This is a genomic window from Thermodesulfovibrionales bacterium, from assembly GCA_035622735.1.
Classification (GTDB): domain Bacteria; phylum Nitrospirota; class Thermodesulfovibrionia; order Thermodesulfovibrionales; family UBA9159; genus DASPUT01.
Map to the genome: position 1 here is coordinate 1 of DASPUT010000141.1, position 17,505 is coordinate 17,505.

Genomic DNA, 17,505 nt, shown 5'->3' on the forward strand with positions numbered 1-17,505 from the left:
CCGGCCTGCTGGAAGATCAAGAGGATGGTGCTGAACCAGGACATGGTGCTGGCCCGCAGGTACCGGCCGAAGATTTATGTGATCAATCCCTGGCGAGGGGTAAAGTCATGAAGCACCGAGAGGGCGGCGCCTCAGTTCGAAACGCAAAGGTAAAAGAGTTGGTCGCCTTTGCGATCGAGAAGGGCGCCTACCGGGCGAAGGCCTTTTCGGCAAGGAAAGTCGTGATGGACGAGCGGGTGAGGATGAAGTGCCAGATACCGCTCTGCCCGCACTACGGCCAGTGCCTGACCTGTCCCCCGAATGTCCCTACGGTTGACGAATTCCGTGCCGCGCTCAAGCGCTACGGCACTGCGGTGATGGTCCAGACGCGGACGCCCCTCACTATGGAAATTGATGCGTTTGATAAAGAGGAGGCGCGGCGGTTCCTCGAGTCACCGGGGAGCCCGACAACACCGAAAGGAGGTGAAAAGACAGAGGCATCGGAGAACTTCGATAACGTGAAGCTCTCTTCCGTGCGTTTGCACAAATTGGTGAACGAAGTCGAGGGGAGGGCGATTACTTTCGGATTCCCATACGCCCTGGGGCTGATCGGAGGCGACTGCATGCTTTGCCCCAAATGCGTAGGACAGGGCAGCGGCGCCGGCTGTCGCAGGCCGTACCAGGCAAGGCCGTCGATGGAGGGCGTCGGGATCGATGTGGTGAAGACCAGTATCAATGCGGGACTTCCCTTCGACATCCCTCCAAAGACGGAGATTGTCTGGAGCGGGTTGGTCCTGATCGATTAGAAAAAAGAAATGTCCGCTCCCTGTGCGGGCAGCGGACAGGCAACGAACCACACTAGATTGAGGAGGTTTACTATGGCAAGAGAAGAAATGACGAGTCTGCAGAGGGTAGCGGCCGCACTTACCTTCGGGCAGCCGGACCGTGTTCCGGCAGCACCGCTCGTCTGCGGTGCGTCCCACCGGTTTTCCGGTCTGACCTATGGAGAATGGTCCCAGTGCACGGATATCGACGCGATGGTCCAGGGCCATATCGACGCACTTGACATGATCGGCCATGACGGCGTCGTCATGCTCGTCGACCTGTCAGTCGAGGCCCACGCCTTCGGATGCGAAGTCAAATTCCCGGAGATGAACACCGCGCACCCGAACTATGACGATCCGTACCTGAAGAGCCATAAGGATTACAAGAAGATTCAGAAGATCGATCCCAGGAAGACCCAGCGGATGAAGGGCGTGATCGACCTCACCGCAGGCCTTTCGAAGCAGATCGGCAAGACCCATGCGATCGTGGGTTTCGTCTACGGCTCGATCGGCATTCTCAGCATGATGCGCGGACCGGAGGCCTTCTTCATGGACCTCATGGAATATCCGGATGAAGTCATGGAAGCGATTCAGGTGGTGGACGAAGTGCTCGTTGAATACGCCCAGGCTCAGCTCGAGGCCGGTGCTCACTCGATCTGCTACGACCACCTCTATGCCTCGCAGAGCATCCTGGGCAAGGACCTCTGGGAGAAATTCGAAGGCCCGTCAGTCAAGAAAGTGACCGACGTGGTTCACAAGGCCGGCGCGCTCGTCAGTTTCCACAACTGCGGAAACGGCATCTACTTCGATATGTCCGAGAAGTGGGGCAAGCCCCACGCCATCTCCCATGCCTATGTCGCCGACGACGTCGACAGCTGGGAAGAGCACAAGGCGAAGTGGGGAAAGAAGATCGGCACAATCGGGTGGATTCCACCGGGACCGGTGGCGATGCTCGGGACCCCTGAAGAGATCGAGGAAGAGTGCAAGGCCGAGATCGAGATCTTCGCGCCCGGCGCGGGCTTCGTGCTTGCCACGGGTTGCGAGTACGGACCGAATGCGCCGCTGCGGAACGCGAAGCGCATTGTAGAGGCGGCGAAGAAATACGGAGTCTACGAATAGCTCAAAACAGACAGGAACAAAAAACCATAACGGAGGCATGACAATGGCAACAAAAGAAAAGGAACAGGAATTGATAAAGAGGCTTCAGGACGCGGTGATAAACTACAAGGTCGCTGACGCCAAGAAGACTGCAGAAGAGGCTGTTGCATCCGGCGCGGACGCTTACAAAGTCACCATGGAAGGCCTTGCCGGCGGGATGGAGGTGGTGAGTCAAAAATTCGACTGCCACGAATACTTCGTCCCGGAGACGCTCCTCTGCGCAAAGGCGCTCTATGCAGCCCTCGACGTGCTGAAACCGCATATCAAGGCCCAGGCGGGGGGAGCGAAGGGGCAGGTGGTGCTCGGCGTCATGCAGGGCGACGTGCACGACCTCGGCAAGAACCTCATCAAGGCGATCTTCGAGGCTTCGGGGTGGACCGTCCATGACCTGGGCCGCGATGTCCCGCTCAAGAATTTCGTTGACGAGCAGCTCAAGACCGACTCGGATATCGTCATGCTCTCCGCCATGATGACGACCTCGATGGTCGGCATCAAAAAGCTCATCCCGATGATAAAGGAGAAAAACCCGAAGGTGAAGATCATGATCGGAGGAGCTCCGATCACCGAGAAGACCGTCGAGGAATACGGGGCTGACACTACGGCGGACAACGCGCCGAACGCCCTTCGGGAGGCGATGAAGATGCTCGACACACTCAGGAAAGGAAAGGCAGCGTAAGGATTTCCGACCGCCGGTTGCCGACAGGGTCTCGAACCTGCCGGTGTGAGTATGACCCTGCGGGAAGGCTCCTGCGGGGCATACTCGGCAGCGGATAGGGAAACTGGTTCCTGGCAGACGCAGGGAAGACATCCGAAAAAGGAGGACTTAGCGCATATGGAGCACACGATTATTTTTCAGCCCTCGGGCCGGCGCGGCCGGGTACCTGAAGGCACCACGATCCTTGACGCTGCCAGAAGACTGGGAGTAGGTATCGAGGCGGTCTGCGGAGAACAGCTCGTCTGCGGCAAGTGCCGTGTCAAAGTCATGGAGGGGTCTTTCCCGAAGGAGGGCATCACCTCGTCGATGGACCATCTGACCGAGCTTGACGAGAAGGAGGTCAAGGTCCTGAAGCGGAAGGATTCCGACGAACACATCCGTCTCGCCTGCTCGACAAGGATCAAGGGAGATGTCCTTGTATTCGTGCCGGAGGCGAGCAGGACCGGAAAGCAAGTGGTGTCCAAGGCTGCCGGGAAGATCAAGGTGAAGATAAAACCGGCTGTCCGGAAATACTATGTCGAGCTGCAGCTGCCTTCCCTGGACGACCCGCTCGGTGATTTCGAGCGGCTCGAGACTGCGCTTGCCGAAACGTATCGCCTGAAGAAACTCTCCATCGATTACCGGGCGCTCCAGAAACTGCCCGATGCGCTCAGGAAGGGGGACTGGAAGGTGACGGCGACGGTATGGCAGAATTCGGAGATCATCAGGGTCGAACCGGGAAAGGTCGAGACGAACATAGGGCTCGCCGTTGATATCGGCACGACGACGGTGGCAGGCTATCTCACTGACCTTAATACCGGCGAAGTGCTCGCTACCGAATCGATGATGAATCCCCAGGTGCGGTACGGCGAGGATGTCATGTCCCGTATCACCTATTGCATGATGAATGAAGAGACGGGCCTCAAAGAGCTGCAGGACACGATCATCGATGGCCTGAACACCATCGCGAAACAGGCAGCCCACAAGGCGGGCCATTCACCCGAGGACATCAGCGAAATGACCCTTGTCGGGAACACCGCGATGCACCATATCCTGCTCGGGATCAACCCTGAATACATGGGTGTCGCTCCCTTTACCCCGGCCCTCCATGAGTCTGTCGACGTGAAGGCAGATCGGTTCGGGATTCAGATCCTCCCCGCCGGCAACATCCATGTGCTGCCGATTGAGGCCGGCTTCGTCGGCGCCGACAATGTGGGCTGTCTCATCGCCGATGAACCCCACAAGAAGAAGGAGATGACGCTCCTCATAGACATCGGGACGAATGGCGAGCTTGTATTCGGCAACAAGGAGAAGCTCATCTCCTGCTCCTGCGCTACAGGTCCGGCGCTTGAAGGGGCACAGATCGAGTTCGGGATGCGTGCAGCTCCCGGCGCGATTGAACGGGTGAAGATTGACCCCGTGACCCTTGAGCCGACTTACAAGGTGATCGGGAGCGATCGCTGGAGCGACGGCGAGGCCAACATGCAGGCCAAGGGGATCTGCGGCTCGGCCATCATCGACGTCATCGCGGAGATGTTCAGGACGCGGATACTGAAGAAGAACGGCCAGATCAACATGGACCTCAAGTCGCCGCGGATTCGAAAGGGCGACAAGGGAATGAACGAATATGTCCTTGCCTGGAAGCACGAGACATCGATAGACCAGGACATCGTCGTTAACCAGAAAGACGTTCGTGCGATTCAGCTCGCAAAGGGCGCTCTCTATTCAGGGTGTCTCATCATGATGAGGAGGCTTGGAGGCAGACGATTCGACAGGCTGGCTGTTGCGGGGGCCTTCGGAAGTCATATCGACAAGGTCGCCGCCATGATCATCGGCATGTTCCCCGACTGCGACCTCAAGAAGGTCAAGTATATCGGGAACGCGGCAGGGGACGGCGCCCGCATAGCCCTCCTGAACGTGGACAAGAGGAAGGAGGCAAACGAGATCGCGCGCAAGGTCGAATATGTCGAGCTCGCTCTCGAGGAGGACTTTAACGACCGCTTCGGCGAGGCGATGCAGTTCCCTCACATGTTCGACGAGTTCCCTCACCTTAAGGGAATTCTGCCTGAAGAGGCAGTTGCCGTGTCGTGAATTTGATAGAATGATTCTATGCCGACCGCAGTCTCTGCGGCCCGCTGAAAAGGAGGAGAGGATGAAAGTCAAATACGTGGGAGAAACGAAGGACGCAAAAACCGTGGATGGGAAGGATGTCAAGCTCCAGAACGGAATGGATCTTGAGTGTATGGAGAAGGAATATCATTCGGCTACCACCGTGAGGGCGATACTCGCTTCAGGTGACCATGTCAAGGTCAAGAGGAATGAACTGAAAAAGATTGACGTGTGCTGAAGAGGAGAGATCAAAATTGCCCAATCCTGTCTCCGGATACGAGGATGAAAAGTATGACTTGACAGGGGCATGATATCGTTATATAAAATACTGAGAAGGTGCCGAAAGGCTTAATAGGGAATCCCGTGAGAATCGGGAGCGGTCCCGCCGCTGTAACCGGGGATGAAAGCCGACTGAGCCACTGTCCGCTTCAGGCGAATGGGAAGGCCGGCAAGTAAAATGAACCGGCAGCCAGAAGACCTGCCTATGGATGACAGAAAAAGGGAGAAGGGGTAGCCGGAGGAAAATCGGCAACTCCCGTTTCCTGTCCGCGGTGTTTTTCAGAGCCTTTCCGTGGAGGAAGGTGGGGATGAAGTGAAACAGGGTGCAATCCTCAGGGCAGTAATGCTCTGAGGATTTTTTATTCTGGGGAGGGAGATGGCTTCGATGCCTAAGAAAGAAGTATGTATCGTGTTGTTTCTCATCATCGTCTTCGGTTTGTTCTCTGCGAATGCTTTTGCGGGTGAAACGCCAAGAAGGATAGTCTCACTCGCTCCGAATATGACCGAGATCCTGTTCGCAATCGGTCTCGGCGATAGGATTGTCGGGGTCACGAGCTATTGCGATTATCCCGAGGAGGCGAAGAAGAAGCCGAAGGTCGGGGGGATGTCGAATCCGTCGCTCGAGGCCGTGATCTCACTGAAGCCCGATCTGGTCGTGATGACCACCGACGGAAATCCCAAGGAATTTGAGGAGCGGCTCCATTCCCTGAAAATGAGGACCTACGTCTTCAGGGCGAGCAGGCTTCCCGAATTGCCTCGTGGCGTCAGGGAAATGGGGAAAGAACTCGGCGTGCAGGAAAAGGCGGATGCCTTTGCCCGGGAGTTTGAAACTGCGCTCAGCGGATTTGCGGCCGGGCAGCGGACAAACGGAGTCAAGAAACAGACCACGAAGAAGGCGCTCTTCATCGTCTGGCCCGAACCCCTGATCGTGGCAGGTCCCGGCACAGTTATCGATGATGCGCTCGCCGTCATCGGTGCAGAAAATATCGCATCGAAGGCTCACATCTCATATCCGAAGTATTCGATAGAAGAGATTATCCGGCAGTCGCCGGATGTGATCATTATCGGCAGGGGGATGGAAAGCAAAGATATAGAGAAGGTTGCGGTAGGTCTCCTCAAGAGGCTGCAGGCGGTGCCTGCGGCAAGAAACAAGAAAGTCTTTTATGTGAGCGACGATCTCTACCGGCTCGGTCCAAGGACGATACGGGGCATCGGGGAGATTTCGAGGCTTGTGGATTGGTGAACCGTGAGAAATAAGATATTCTTTCTCATCGTGCTCTTCGCGCTTATCCTCCTCTTCTCTCTCTTTCTCGGGCCGACGGTGATAAACCCCTTCACCATGGACGAGACAACGAGGGAGATCCTCTTTTCGGTGAGGGCGCCGAGGGTCGTTGTGGCTGCGCTCATGGGAATGGCCCTGGGAGCTTCCGGGGCGGTATTGCAGGGGATACTGAGAAATCCCCTCGCCGACCCTTACATCCTCGGCATATCGAGCGGGGCGTCTCTCGCCGCGGCGCTCGGCATCCTCGGCGGCATGACGTTTTTCGGCAGCTTCACGATACCGGTGCTCGCCTTCATCGGCGCGATCGTGACAGGGAGTATGGTCGGCGCAATGGGCTGGAAGAGGGGAGGGCTCTGGCCCGAGAGGCTTCTCCTTGCGGGGGTCGGTCTCAGTTTTCTCTTTTCGTCCCTCCTCATGCTCATCATGAGCGTATCGACGGACGAGGGGATAAGGAAGGCGATGCTCTGGATATTCGGAGACCTCTCGATGTCCGAGTGGTCGCGCATACCCTATGGGCTCGCATTCGTGTTTGTCGGCATTGTACTATCGGGCCTGAAGGCGAAGGCGCTCAACGCGCTCATCCTCGGCGACGAATTCGCCCACAGCCTCGGCTTCACACCCCACACCGAGAGGTTCATCCTCTTTATTTCGATAGGTCTCATGACCGCGGCATCGGTATCGCTCGGAGGGATGATAGGCTTTATCGGACTGCTTGTCCCCCATATGATCAGATTCTTCGCTGGATCCGACGGCAGGGTCCTCATCCCTGCATCGGCACTCGCCGGGGGCGCGCTCCTCTGCATAGCCGATCTTATCAGCAGATCGATACTGCCTCCCATGGAACTCCCCGCGGGTGTCATCACCGCTCTCATCGGTTCGCCCTATTTTCTCTATCTCCTCAGGAGGAAGAATGTCCTCGGCATATAAACCTGCGATTCTCGAGTTCGACTGCATCTCTTTTTCCTATGCGAGGAACGGATCGTTCATCGACGACCTCTCCTGCTCTGTCGGTGAGGGGGAGTTCATCGGACTCCTCGGCGCGAACGGTTCGGGCAAGTCGACGATCCTGAAGCTCGGCAGCGGAATCCTGAAACCCTCTTCCGGTGAACTCAGGCTTTGGGGAAAGCCGATCCGGACCTATTCCAACAAGGACCGGGCTAAACTGATCTGTTACCTGCCTCAGACGCTCGATATCAGCGTGCCTTTTTCGGTGCGGGAACTCGTGCGCATGGGTCTCTATCCATACGATATCCCTCCTGCGATGACGGTGGATGACGCCCTCGACATGGTCGGGCTGAGAGACAAAGCGGATGCGTATCTGCCGGACCTGAGCGGGGGCGAGCGAAGGAGAACCTTTATCGCGATGACGTTGCTCCAGGGCGCCGGTCTTCTGCTCCTCGACGAGCCGCTCGCCAACCTCGATATACGATACCAGATAGAACTCGTATTGCTCCTGAGGAGACTGAAAGAGCAGAGGAACATATCCGTCGTCATGGCGCTTCATGATATCAATATCGCGCTGCAGTTCGAGAAGGTGATACTCATTAAGAACGGCCAGATACTCGGCTCGGGAGGCCCTGAAGCGGTCCTGACCGATGAGATGCTGAAAAAGTCCTTTGACGTAAGCGTTGAGGTGAAACGGTCGGTCGACGGCAGGCCGTATGTCGCGTACAAAAACAATCTCTGAGGTTCCGGAGGAGAGATCCCGATGAGCAAGAAGATCGTTTTCATTACCGGAGGCGCACGGAGCGGAAAGAGCAGTTTTGCGCTGAGAGAGGCCCTAAAAGTCCGCGGAGGGCGGGCCTTCATCGCGACTGCGGAAGCTACCGACAGCGAGATGGAAGAGCGTATCGAAAGACACAAAAAGGACCGCGGTGACGGATGGAAGACATACGAGGAGCCGGTGAAGATTGCGGAGGTCCTCAGGGATGCGGAAAAAGATCATCCGGTCATCGTGATTGATTGCCTCACCATCTGGCTTGCGAATGTGATGATGCAGTCGGGGCTCGATGTCGAGGCGGAAATCGAGCGGCTCCTCTCAACGCTGAAGAACTCGGCCCGAGGCGAGATATTCATCGTTTCGAATGAGGTGGGCATGGGAATCGTCCCTGAACATGAGCTTGCGAGGAGGTTCAGAGATGCGGCAGGAAGATTGAATCAGAGGGTCGCCGCGACTGCGGATGAGGTCTATGTGACGTTCTCGGGCATACCCGTAAGAATCAAAGGATAAAGGAGAGACGATGCTACAGGAGAGACTGAAAGAGATCAGGCCCCTCAAGACTGAGTTCGCGGAGAAGGCGCAGGGACGCCTCGACAACCTCACAAAGCCGAGGGGCAGCCTCGGCAGGCTTGAAGAGTTTGCGCGGAGACTCGTCATGATTACGGAAGACACGAGTCCGGAATTGGATAAGAAGGTGATCTTCACGTTTGCGGGAGACCACGGCGTCGCCGATGAAGGGGTTTCCGCCTATCCGAGGGAAGTGACACCGCAGATGGTCCTCAATTTCCTGAACGGCGGAGCGGGAATCAACGTGCTTGCCCGGCATGCAGGGGCAGAGGTCGTTGTCGTCGATATCGGGGTCGATTACGATTTTGGAAACATGGGCGGGCTCGTCTCCCGGAAGGTCGTCAAGGGCACAAAGAACATGCGCAGGGGTCCTGCAATGACAAGGGTCGAGGCCGAGTCTTCCGTCAGGGTGGGGATAGAACTCGCCGAGGCCTATGCGGGAAAGGGCTACAAAATCTTCGCAACGGGCGACATGGGAATAGCGAACACGACCCCCTCCGCCGCGATAGCCGCTGTCCTGACCGGCAGGCCGGTTGCGGAGGTCACCGGCAGGGGCACCGGGATCAGTGACGATTCCCTGAAGAACAAAATCAAGGTGATAGAGGACTCCATCGCCCTAAATCGTCCCGATTCGAAGGACCCTATCGATGTCCTTTCGAAGATCGGGGGCGCCGAAATCGGGGGGATCGCCGGGTTGGTTATCGGTGCGGCCTCACAGAGAGTCCCCGTTGTCATCGATGGTTTTATATCTACGGCTGGGGCCCTGATCGCTTACTTCCTCGAGCCGCTCACGAAGGAGTATATGTTTGCCGCCCACAGCTCCGTCGAGATCGGCCACAGGGTCATGCTCGAAACATTAGGATTGAGGCCTATTCTCGATCTCGACATGAGGCTCGGCGAGGGCACCGGTGCCGCGCTCGCGATGCTCATGATCGAGGCCGGGCTGAAGATCTACCGGGAAATGGCGACCTTCGGCGACGCGGGGGTTTCGACCGAGAAGGGTGCATGAGGGGATTGATTCTCGCATTCCGGTTCCTTACGATCATACCCATACCGGTGCGGGTGAGGGGCGGGGTTTCCGCCCTGGATCTGTCCAGGTCAGCGGTCTTTTTCCCCGCTGTCGGCGCCTTTCAGGGTCTGCTGGCCGCCTCCGTTGCGACGGTGTCACTAAAGCTCTTCACGGGGGAAGTCGCGAGCGTCCTCGCGATTTCCGCGATGATCATGAGCAATGGGGGCTTCCATCTTGACGGGCTTGCCGACACCTTCGACGGCCTGGCGGTGAAATCAAGCGGAGACAGGGGAGCTGACAGAGAGAGGCGTCTCAGCGTGATGAAAGACAGCGCTACGGGAGCGATCGGGGTCGTTGCCGTAGTACTCGCCATCATCCTGAAATACCTCATCCTGGCTGATCTCCTCATGAAGGCGCCGAAAGATACCGCCTCATCCTTGTTGTTCCTCATGCCGGTGTTTTCGAAGTGGGTCATCGTCGCCTCCCTGTACCTCGGGACGTCGGCGCGGCAGGACGGACTGGGGAAGATGTTTATCGATTCCGTCACGATAAGCACGGTCATCCTTTCGTCATTCTGCTCGATCCTGTTCTGCTTCATCGTCTCTGCACTTTATCTCTACCCGCCATACGGCCCAAGTGTGCTCGCGCTCTTTTTCTCCCTCTACGCCGTGTTCACTGTCTTCAGCTTTGCGGCGGGCTGGTTCTGCAAGAGGAGATTCGGCGGCTTGGCGGGAGACAATTTCGGTGCGATCAATGAAATCGCGGAAATCCTTTTTCTCTTCATGGCGGTGCTATGGTTACAACGCTCTATTTAGTCAGGCACGGTGAAACGGAAGGGAGCGGGGTGAAACGCTATCACGGCAGCATCGATGTCCCGATCTCGGAAAGGGGAATCCGGCAGCTGAGGGATGCATCAGCCTTTATTCGGGGATATCTGAAAACCCTCGGTGCCTCACGGCGTTCGAGTTATCTGAGAGAGGTCCATCGTGTTTCCGAAGCCGCTTCTGGATGCGGAGTCAGGGAAGAGAGACTCCAGGCGGTCTACTGTTCAGATCTCAGCAGGGCGGTGAGGAGCGCGGAGATAATCGCCGAGCCCTATGCGCTGCAGGCCATGATCATTCCCGACTTCAGGGAACGGAATTTTGGCGTCTGGGAAGGGATGACCTTTACCGAGATTAAGGAAGCGTATCCATCCGAATTTGAGTCGTGGGCAGGCAACCCCCTGCGATACAATCCCCCCGGAGGAGAGAACACAGTCGAGGTGAAAGAGAGGGTCTGCAGGGCATTGGACAGGGTTTTATCGAGTCATCCTGAAGAGAATATAGCGGTCGTCGCTCATGGAGGGGTGAACAGAATCATCCTCTGTCACCTGCTCGGCGTCCCCCTGGAGAATATCTTCAGAATCGAACAGGACTATGGAGCGGTGAATGTCATCGAATTCTGGGAGAGATATCCCGTTGTGAAGCTCATGAACCGGGGAGCGCATGAGTAAGGCGCTCATGATTCAGGGGACCGGCTCAGGAGTGGGCAAGAGCATCATCGTCGCCGGGCTCTGCAGATTGTTTAGTGATTGGGGAATGAATGTCGCCCCTTTCAAGGCGCAGAATATGGCCCTGAATTCGTTCATAACAAGAGAAGGCGGCGAGATAGGCCGTGCTCAGGCAGTCCAGGCGGAAGCGGCGAGGATCGAGCCGTCGGTCGACATGAATCCGATACTGCTCAAGGCCACGGGTGAGGCAAGCTCCCAGGTGATCATGAACGGCAGGGTCCATTCCGATATGAAGGCGAATGATTATTACGCGTTCAAACATGAGGCCTGGAGGGCGGTCACGCAGGCGTATGAGCGGTTGTCATTGAAACATGATGTCATCGTTATCGAGGGCGCGGGAAGTCCGGCGGAGATTAACCTCATGGATGATGAGATCGTGAACATGAAGGTTGCGCGGCATGCGAATGCCCCTGTCCTCCTCGTCGGCGACATCGACAAGGGAGGCGTCTTCGCATCCCTTCACGGTACCGTCGAACTCCTCAAAAACGGGAAATCGGATGCCGATTTCATCAGGGCCTTCATCGTAAACAAGTTCAGGGGAGATACCTCGATCCTGGAGCCGGGGCTCCGCATGATAGAGGAAAAGACCGGCAGGCCTGTCATCGGCGTGATACCCTATCTCGGTAGCCTCGGTCTCCAGGAGGAAGACGCGATACCGGCCGACCGTTTGCGAAACCGTTTCTCCCTTCATTCCTCCTCTCCTGAGGGCAGGATAAAGATCGTTGTGCTGGGACTCAGGTACATCGCTAATTTCACGGACTTTGATCCCTTTCTCTTCGAGCCGGGGGTTGATCTGACCTATTCCCTCTGGGACGGTGACATCGAAAGCGCTGATCTCATCTTCATTCCCGGCTCAAAAAACACGGTCAGAGACCTCCTGTTCCTCAAAGAACATGGCGTGGAGAGGAGTATCAAGAAGGCAGTCGAAAGGGGGACACCCCTCATAGGGATATGCGGAGGGTATCAGATGCTCGGAAAGACGATATATGATCCCGAGGGGATCGAAAGCGGGTGGAGAGAGACGGCAGGTTTCGGTTTTTTGGATACTGAGACCGTCTTCGAAAAGACGAAGGTGACTTCTCAGGTTGAGGCATACCCTTCCGGTATTGCGAGTTTGGGCTTCGGCGTGGACCACAAGGTCAGGGGGTACGAGATTCATATGGGCAGGACCTCAGGAGATCTCGGCCTCTTCAGGATAGTGAGATTCTCTTCCGATTCCCGCGACGAATACGCGGGACCGCTTTCGGAAGGCTCCGCAAAGGGAAATGTCTGGGGAACCTACATCCATGGTCTCTTTGATGACGATGGCTTCAGAAGGAGACTGCTCGATTCGGTCAGACAGAGAAAAGGGTTGGCGCCGCCAGGAGAGACGATAGGGTACGCAGAATTAAAGGAAAAGGCGATGGACGGGTGGGCAAAGACTCTGGAGGAGGCTCTCGATATGAATTTCGTCCTTAAGCTTGTCGGAATCAAGAAGAGGAGTGCGGTATAGATGCGGTTCTAAGCGACTGCCCTAGGCGGTCACAGAGAGGCATGCGAGGGGAATCCCGTGAGAACCGGGAACTGCCCCGCAACTGTAAAGGGAACAAAAGCCATGAGGCCACGGTCTCGAATGATCGGGACGGGAAGGCCGGTGAGTAGGTTGCCCTGAGTCAGGAGACCTTCGATGCCTGTAAAACGAATGCCCTTCGAGGGAAGAGGAGGTTTTATGGCGAGATACCGTGCCGGTTAGCACCGCGCAGTGAGGCTGTTCCGATAGCACGAAATCAAGGAGATGAAAGGATGGCAAAAATTTATGCATAGAGTATGGCTGGTGCTGTTAACAGTGTTTATCCTGTCATTCGCCCCGGGCGTCCGGGCGGAAGATAATGTGAAGATCGGAGAGGTGGTCGTGACTGCGGGGAGAATCGAGGAGCCCCTCGAGGAGACGACGAGCGATGTGACGGTTATCAAGGCTGAGGATATCAAGAAGATGAATGTGGTCCTTGTCCCGGAAGTCCTCCGGAAGGTTCCGGATCTCTCCGTCGTGCAGACCGGGGGCGACGGCAGGCTCACGCAGGTCTTCCTGCGGGGCGGAGATCCCAAGACGACGCTCGTCATGATAGACGGCGTCAAGGTCAACAGCATCGCCACGGGCGGCTATGATTTCTCAAAAGTGCCGGTGGAGGATATCGAGCGGATAGAGATCGTTAAGGGCTCCCAGAGCACGATTTACGGGTCTGAGGCGATGTCAGGAGTGATCAACATCATCACGAAGAAGGGAGAAGGGGGGAAACCGAAGTTTGTCCTCTCCTTTGAGGGGGGGTCATTCGGGACATACAGCCCTTCCCTGACCGTGTCAGGAGGCGATCAGGCCCTGAACTACCGATTTACCGGGTTGTATTACGATACGCAGGGCATATCGGCGGCAGCGGACGGGACCGAGAAGGACGGGTATAAGAACGGCTACGTGTCCGGGAATTTCGGCATCAAGCCCTCGACGAGTACCGAGATCGAGATCTTCGGGAATTACTCTTCCGACCGCACGGATCTCGATAATTTTGATTTCGTGACGGGCAGGGCGACTGATTCTTTGACCTTTGTCCAGAATGGATGGCACTACCTCGCAGGCGTGAGGGGCAAACTCTACCTCTTCGACAAGTGGGAGCAGGTGCTGACGCTTTCTGCCTACGGCGATCTCCTCAAGTTCAGGGACCCTCTTGTTCAATTCAATAACGCCGATGTCTTCGACAAGAGACAGATCGCTGACTGGCAGAACAATCTCTATCTCGCCGAAGCCGTTACGCTCACCGCAGGTCTCACCTATCAACATGAGAGCGCGGAGAATCGGGGCAACTTCGAAGAAGCGGTCATCGACAGGGCCGCGTACCTGAACAGCAAACTGAAGTTCTTCAAGGACGCCCTGATCGTCAACGCCGGCCTGAGATATGACAACTACGATCCATTCGGCAGCAAAACCACATATAAGGTCGGTGCCGCTTATACTATCAAGGAGATCGATGCGACGCTCAGGACAAGTTATGCGACCGGCTTCAGGGTGCCGTCGCTGAATGACCTCTTCTACCCTTTCTACGGAAACCCGCATCTGCAGCCTGAGGAGTCGAAATCATTTGAGGCGGGAGTCGTAAAGTCTTTTCTCGAGGAGAAACTGCAGCTGTCTGTCAGCTATTGGAACACCGATTATACGAATATGATACAGGCAGACCCCGTCACCTTTACGGCGGTCAATATCGCGAGCGCTTCCGTAAAGGGCGTAGAGGCAAGTGCTTCCTACCAGATCGATGCCTTCTCCCTGAGGGCGGGGTATACTTATCTCGACGCGAAGGATAAGGCGACAGACCTGCCGCTGAACTGGAGGCCGCAGAACAAGTTCGTCTTCAGCGCGGGATATGCAACTTCCGTCATCTCCGTGCTTGCGGATTACCTTTATGTCGGAGGTCGGTTTAATTCACAACTCGACGCCTCGATAGGAAGGAAGATGGCGCCCTATTCGCTCGTTAATCTAAGCGGGACATACAAGGTATCAAAGGTTATCGCTCTCTTCGCGAGGATCGAGAATATCTTTGATGCCCATTACGAGGAAGTATTGAGTTACGGGACAAAGGGGACGTCAGTGTATGGGGGCATCAGAGCAACCTTTTAGGACGATCTTCATCAGAAGGAGCGTACTCATATCGTTCTTTCTCCATTCGCTCGTCCTCTGCGCGGCCGCACTGCCCGTCACGCATGTGCCGCTTAAGGAAAGGATATTCATGGTAAAGATAGAAACGGAGCAGGCCGCGCGCCCTGCCGTTGAGAGGGGGCAGGGCGCTGCGGCCGGGAAGGAGGCGAGAGAGGAAAAGAAGAACATCAAGAGGCCGGGACTCCTAAGAAGGGTTGATGAGCAGATCAACCCGCCGCCGGAGAGCAGACGCGACCCCGGCACTGTCCGGAATACTCAGGAGACCGAAACAACGGCGGAGCAGCCTTCAGGCGTTTCCGCGGTTCAGGAGAGCGGCATCGCTTCGGATGGGGGGCAGGGTCTGCCGTCAGGAGCAGTCGAAGGATTCTTCGGAGGCGGAGGCGTGGCGAGGGGTAGCATGGGGGCCTCACTCTATGGAGCGGGGAGCGGTTCAGCATCCGCTCGCGGTTCGGGAGGAGGCGAGGAGAATTATTTGCGGCGGATACAGGAACTCATTGAGCGGACAAAGATATATCCCCACCTCGCCCGCAAGAGGAAGCAGGAGGGTACCGTCGTCGTTCAGTTCACGATGGACTCAAAGGGGCTTCCCCGGGAGATCAGGATCATGCGGAGTGCCGGCTTTGCCCTCCTCGATACCGCGGCCCGTGAGATCATAACCAAAGCGGCGCCCTTCCCTTACGTGAAGGGCGCCATAGAGGTCCCGATAACGTTCAGACTGAGCGAGGAAAATTGACCGGCGCCGGATTGCACATTCAAGGTTCATAATGGGGTAAAATAGTAAAACATGGGGACGACTGATTCGTCCTATTTCATGAATGGGGAAGATGGCCGGAGAGGGTAATCATGCGTAGAGGGTATATCCAGGTTTATACGGGGGCCGGAAAAGGCAAGACAACTGCTGCATTCGGACTCGCCCTGCGCGCGGCAGGCGCGGGGCTCAGGGTGTTTATCGCCCAATTCGTAAAGCAGAAGAGATGCAGCGAACACGAGATGCTCGAAAGGTTTCAGGACCTCATCACGCTGCGGCAGTACGGCAAGGGGTTTATCCTCAGGAGGAAGCCGAGACCGTCCGATGTCAAGGCTGCCCAGGAGGGCCTCAGTGATCTCATCGCCGCGATCAAGTCGGCCGCCTATGATGTCTTTGTCCTCGACGAGGCGAATGTTGCGGTGCATTACAATCTCCTTACGGTGAATGACCTGCTCTATCTCATGGAGATAAAGCCGAAGAAGACCGAACTTATCATCACCGGCAGGTACGCTGACGAGAAGATCATCCAGAGGGCAGACCTTGTGACCGAAATGCGGGAGGTCAAGCACTATAAGGATAAAGGGGTAAAGGCGAGACTCGGTATCGAGAAGTAGGCCCCTCTGTCATGGCGAAGATCACGGTCATAGGTATCGGCTATAAGCCCCTCGGCGGAGAGGCGTCCGAAATTCTTGGCCGCGCCGATGTGATCCTTGCCTCGGGAAGGCTCTATGAGGTTTTTCGGGGATATGCCGAGTTTGAGAAGACGGCGGATCGGGTCAAGGTAATAGACAATATTGAGCAGACCTTTGCGTTTATCCGGGATAATCGGCGGACTCTCTCGATCGCGCTCCTTGCTTCAGGAGACCCCCTCTTCTTCGGCATCGGCAAGAGAATTACCGAGGAATTCGGGAGAGAAGCGGTCGAAATCATTCCCGATCTCTCGAGCATCCAGGTCGCCTTCTCTCGCATAAAGGAGTCATGGGACGACGCGTTCCTCATAAGCCTCCATGGCGGCCCTGACCCGGCGCGGAGGCGGAAATTGCCTTACGAACTGGAGGACATCCCCGGTCTGCTCGAGAAATGGAGAAAGGTCGCGGTCCTCACCGATGCCGCGAAGAATCCGCCGGCCGTTGCGGAGGCGCTTATGCGACACGCGCGGGAGCGGGATGTTCTCCCTTCCGGTCTTCGGATGTATGTCTGCGAAAAACTCGGCTACCCCGATGAAAGGATTACCGGGGGCAGGCCGGAGGAGATAGCGGGCCGTTCATTCTCGGAGCCGAACGTCGTCATTATCATGAGAGAAGATAAGTCCCTTCGCAAGAACGATCCTGCAGGATAATTTCGCAAGAGTTACGAAAGGTATCGGTTACCGTCTCACTCCCCGAGGCTCCTGTCATAGAGCTCATTCTTGCTCAGTCCGTATTGCTCTGAAACGGTCCTCGCAGCTTCCTTCCTGCTCTTGCCCCTTTTCATCAAAACGAACATCTCCTTTACCGCATCGTCAAGAGAAGCTGCTTCCCCGGCTGCCCCCTGAACAATCATGACGTATTCGCCGGCTATCGTTCTCTCGGTCAAGACACCGCTGAGATCAAGAAGGTTTCCTCTCAGGACCTCTTCGTGAATCTTTGTTATCTCCTTTACGAGGGCGACCCTCCTCTCCCCGAATATCTCTGCCATGTCCTCGACCGTTTCGAATATCCGGTGCGGGGCCTCATAAAAGACGAGGGTCCTTTTTTCTGTCGCGAGTTCGCTCAGGGTCTTCCGCCTTTGGTTTCTCTTCTGCGGCAGGAAGCCGATGAAGGTGAACTCCCTGATCGGAAGACCTGACAGCGAAATAGCTGCGATGAGAGCGGAGGGACCGGGGACCACCACGATCTCGATGCCGTCTTCTATCGCCTTTTCTAT

Annotated in this window: 18 protein-coding genes and 2 riboswitches; of the genes, 17 read left to right on the top strand and 1 reads right to left on the bottom strand. The window is 56.3% G+C overall.

The features are described from left to right. Window positions 1–107: 107 nt before the first annotated feature. From VEI96_07570 to cbiE, 17 genes are all read left to right on the top strand, one after another. Window positions 108–785 carry a DUF2284 domain-containing protein gene (locus tag VEI96_07570; GenBank protein HXX57845.1) on the top strand — a complete coding sequence of 226 codons (678 nt, stop codon included), beginning with the start codon at window positions 108–110 and terminating at the stop codon, window positions 783–785. Between the two features lie 72 nt (window positions 786–857). Then, window positions 858–1,922, top strand: a complete 1,065-nt coding sequence (locus VEI96_07575) for a uroporphyrinogen decarboxylase family protein (GenBank protein ID HXX57846.1) — start codon at window positions 858–860, stop codon at window positions 1,920–1,922. Between the two features lie 43 nt (window positions 1,923–1,965). After that, window positions 1,966–2,637 carry a cobalamin-dependent protein gene (locus tag VEI96_07580; protein ID HXX57847.1) on the top strand — a complete coding sequence of 224 codons (672 nt, stop codon included), beginning with the start codon at window positions 1,966–1,968 and terminating at the stop codon, window positions 2,635–2,637. Window positions 2,638–2,793: 156 nt separating this feature from the next. Continuing rightward, the gene (locus tag VEI96_07585) at window positions 2,794–4,746 is read left to right on the top strand and encodes an ASKHA domain-containing protein (GenBank protein HXX57848.1); all 1,953 of its coding nucleotides are present in this window, start codon (window positions 2,794–2,796) and stop codon (window positions 4,744–4,746) included. A gap of 61 nt (window positions 4,747–4,807) precedes the next feature. Next, window positions 4,808–5,002, top strand: coding sequence for a hypothetical protein (locus VEI96_07590; GenBank protein HXX57849.1), 195 nt, complete (start codon window positions 4,808–4,810; stop codon window positions 5,000–5,002). A gap of 79 nt (window positions 5,003–5,081) precedes the next feature. After that, window positions 5,082–5,265, top strand: a riboswitch (cobalamin riboswitch). Between the two features lie 163 nt (window positions 5,266–5,428). After that, window positions 5,429–6,286 carry a cobalamin-binding protein gene (locus VEI96_07595; GenBank protein ID HXX57850.1) on the top strand — a complete coding sequence of 286 codons (858 nt, stop codon included), beginning with the start codon at window positions 5,429–5,431 and terminating at the stop codon, window positions 6,284–6,286. A gap of 3 nt (window positions 6,287–6,289) precedes the next feature. Beyond that, window positions 6,290–7,252, top strand: a complete 963-nt coding sequence (locus tag VEI96_07600) for an iron ABC transporter permease (GenBank protein HXX57851.1) — start codon at window positions 6,290–6,292, stop codon at window positions 7,250–7,252. Beyond that, window positions 7,236–8,012, top strand: coding sequence for an ABC transporter ATP-binding protein (locus VEI96_07605; protein HXX57852.1), 777 nt, complete (start codon window positions 7,236–7,238; stop codon window positions 8,010–8,012). Before VEI96_07600 ends, VEI96_07605 begins: the two co-directional genes overlap by 17 nt. A gap of 21 nt (window positions 8,013–8,033) precedes the next feature. After that, a complete protein-coding gene (cobU, locus tag VEI96_07610; protein ID HXX57853.1) occupies window positions 8,034–8,555 on the top strand; it encodes a bifunctional adenosylcobinamide kinase/adenosylcobinamide-phosphate guanylyltransferase in 522 nt (173 codons plus the stop codon). Between the two features lie 10 nt (window positions 8,556–8,565). Then, complete coding sequence (cobT, locus tag VEI96_07615) at window positions 8,566–9,621, top strand: nicotinate-nucleotide--dimethylbenzimidazole phosphoribosyltransferase (protein ID HXX57854.1); 1,056 nt, start codon at window positions 8,566–8,568, stop codon at window positions 9,619–9,621. Next, window positions 9,618–10,436, top strand: a complete 819-nt coding sequence (gene cobS, locus VEI96_07620) for an adenosylcobinamide-GDP ribazoletransferase (protein ID HXX57855.1) — start codon at window positions 9,618–9,620, stop codon at window positions 10,434–10,436. Before cobT ends, cobS begins: the two co-directional genes overlap by 4 nt. Further along, window positions 10,415–11,113 (top strand): histidine phosphatase family protein, encoded by a 699-nt coding sequence (locus VEI96_07625; GenBank protein HXX57856.1) that lies wholly within the window; start codon window positions 10,415–10,417, stop codon window positions 11,111–11,113. The genes cobS and VEI96_07625 overlap by 22 nt, the downstream gene beginning before the upstream one ends. Continuing rightward, window positions 11,106–12,662, top strand: coding sequence for a cobyric acid synthase (locus tag VEI96_07630; protein ID HXX57857.1), 1,557 nt, complete (start codon window positions 11,106–11,108; stop codon window positions 12,660–12,662). Before VEI96_07625 ends, VEI96_07630 begins: the two co-directional genes overlap by 8 nt. Next, a riboswitch (cobalamin riboswitch) is annotated at window positions 12,658–12,854 on the top strand. Its footprint overlaps the gene before it by 5 nt. 111 nt (window positions 12,855–12,965) lie before the next feature. Continuing rightward, window positions 12,966–14,813, top strand: coding sequence for a TonB-dependent receptor (locus VEI96_07635; GenBank protein HXX57858.1), 1,848 nt, complete (start codon window positions 12,966–12,968; stop codon window positions 14,811–14,813). Then, window positions 14,788–15,585, top strand: a complete 798-nt coding sequence (locus VEI96_07640; protein ID HXX57859.1) for an energy transducer TonB — start codon at window positions 14,788–14,790, stop codon at window positions 15,583–15,585. The genes VEI96_07635 and VEI96_07640 overlap by 26 nt, the downstream gene beginning before the upstream one ends. Before the next feature lie 110 nt (window positions 15,586–15,695). Continuing rightward, a complete protein-coding gene (gene cobO / locus VEI96_07645; protein HXX57860.1) occupies window positions 15,696–16,214 on the top strand; it encodes a cob(I)yrinic acid a,c-diamide adenosyltransferase in 519 nt (172 codons plus the stop codon). An 11-nt stretch (window positions 16,215–16,225) separates the two neighbouring features. Further along, window positions 16,226–16,939, top strand: coding sequence for a precorrin-6y C5,15-methyltransferase (decarboxylating) subunit CbiE (cbiE, locus tag VEI96_07650; GenBank protein ID HXX57861.1), 714 nt, complete (start codon window positions 16,226–16,228; stop codon window positions 16,937–16,939). A 35-nt stretch (window positions 16,940–16,974) separates the two neighbouring features. Here cbiE and VEI96_07655 read toward each other — a convergent pair. Then, window positions 16,975–17,505: SAM-dependent methyltransferase (locus VEI96_07655; protein HXX57862.1), on the bottom strand; the 531-nt coding region annotated here is incomplete at its 5' end.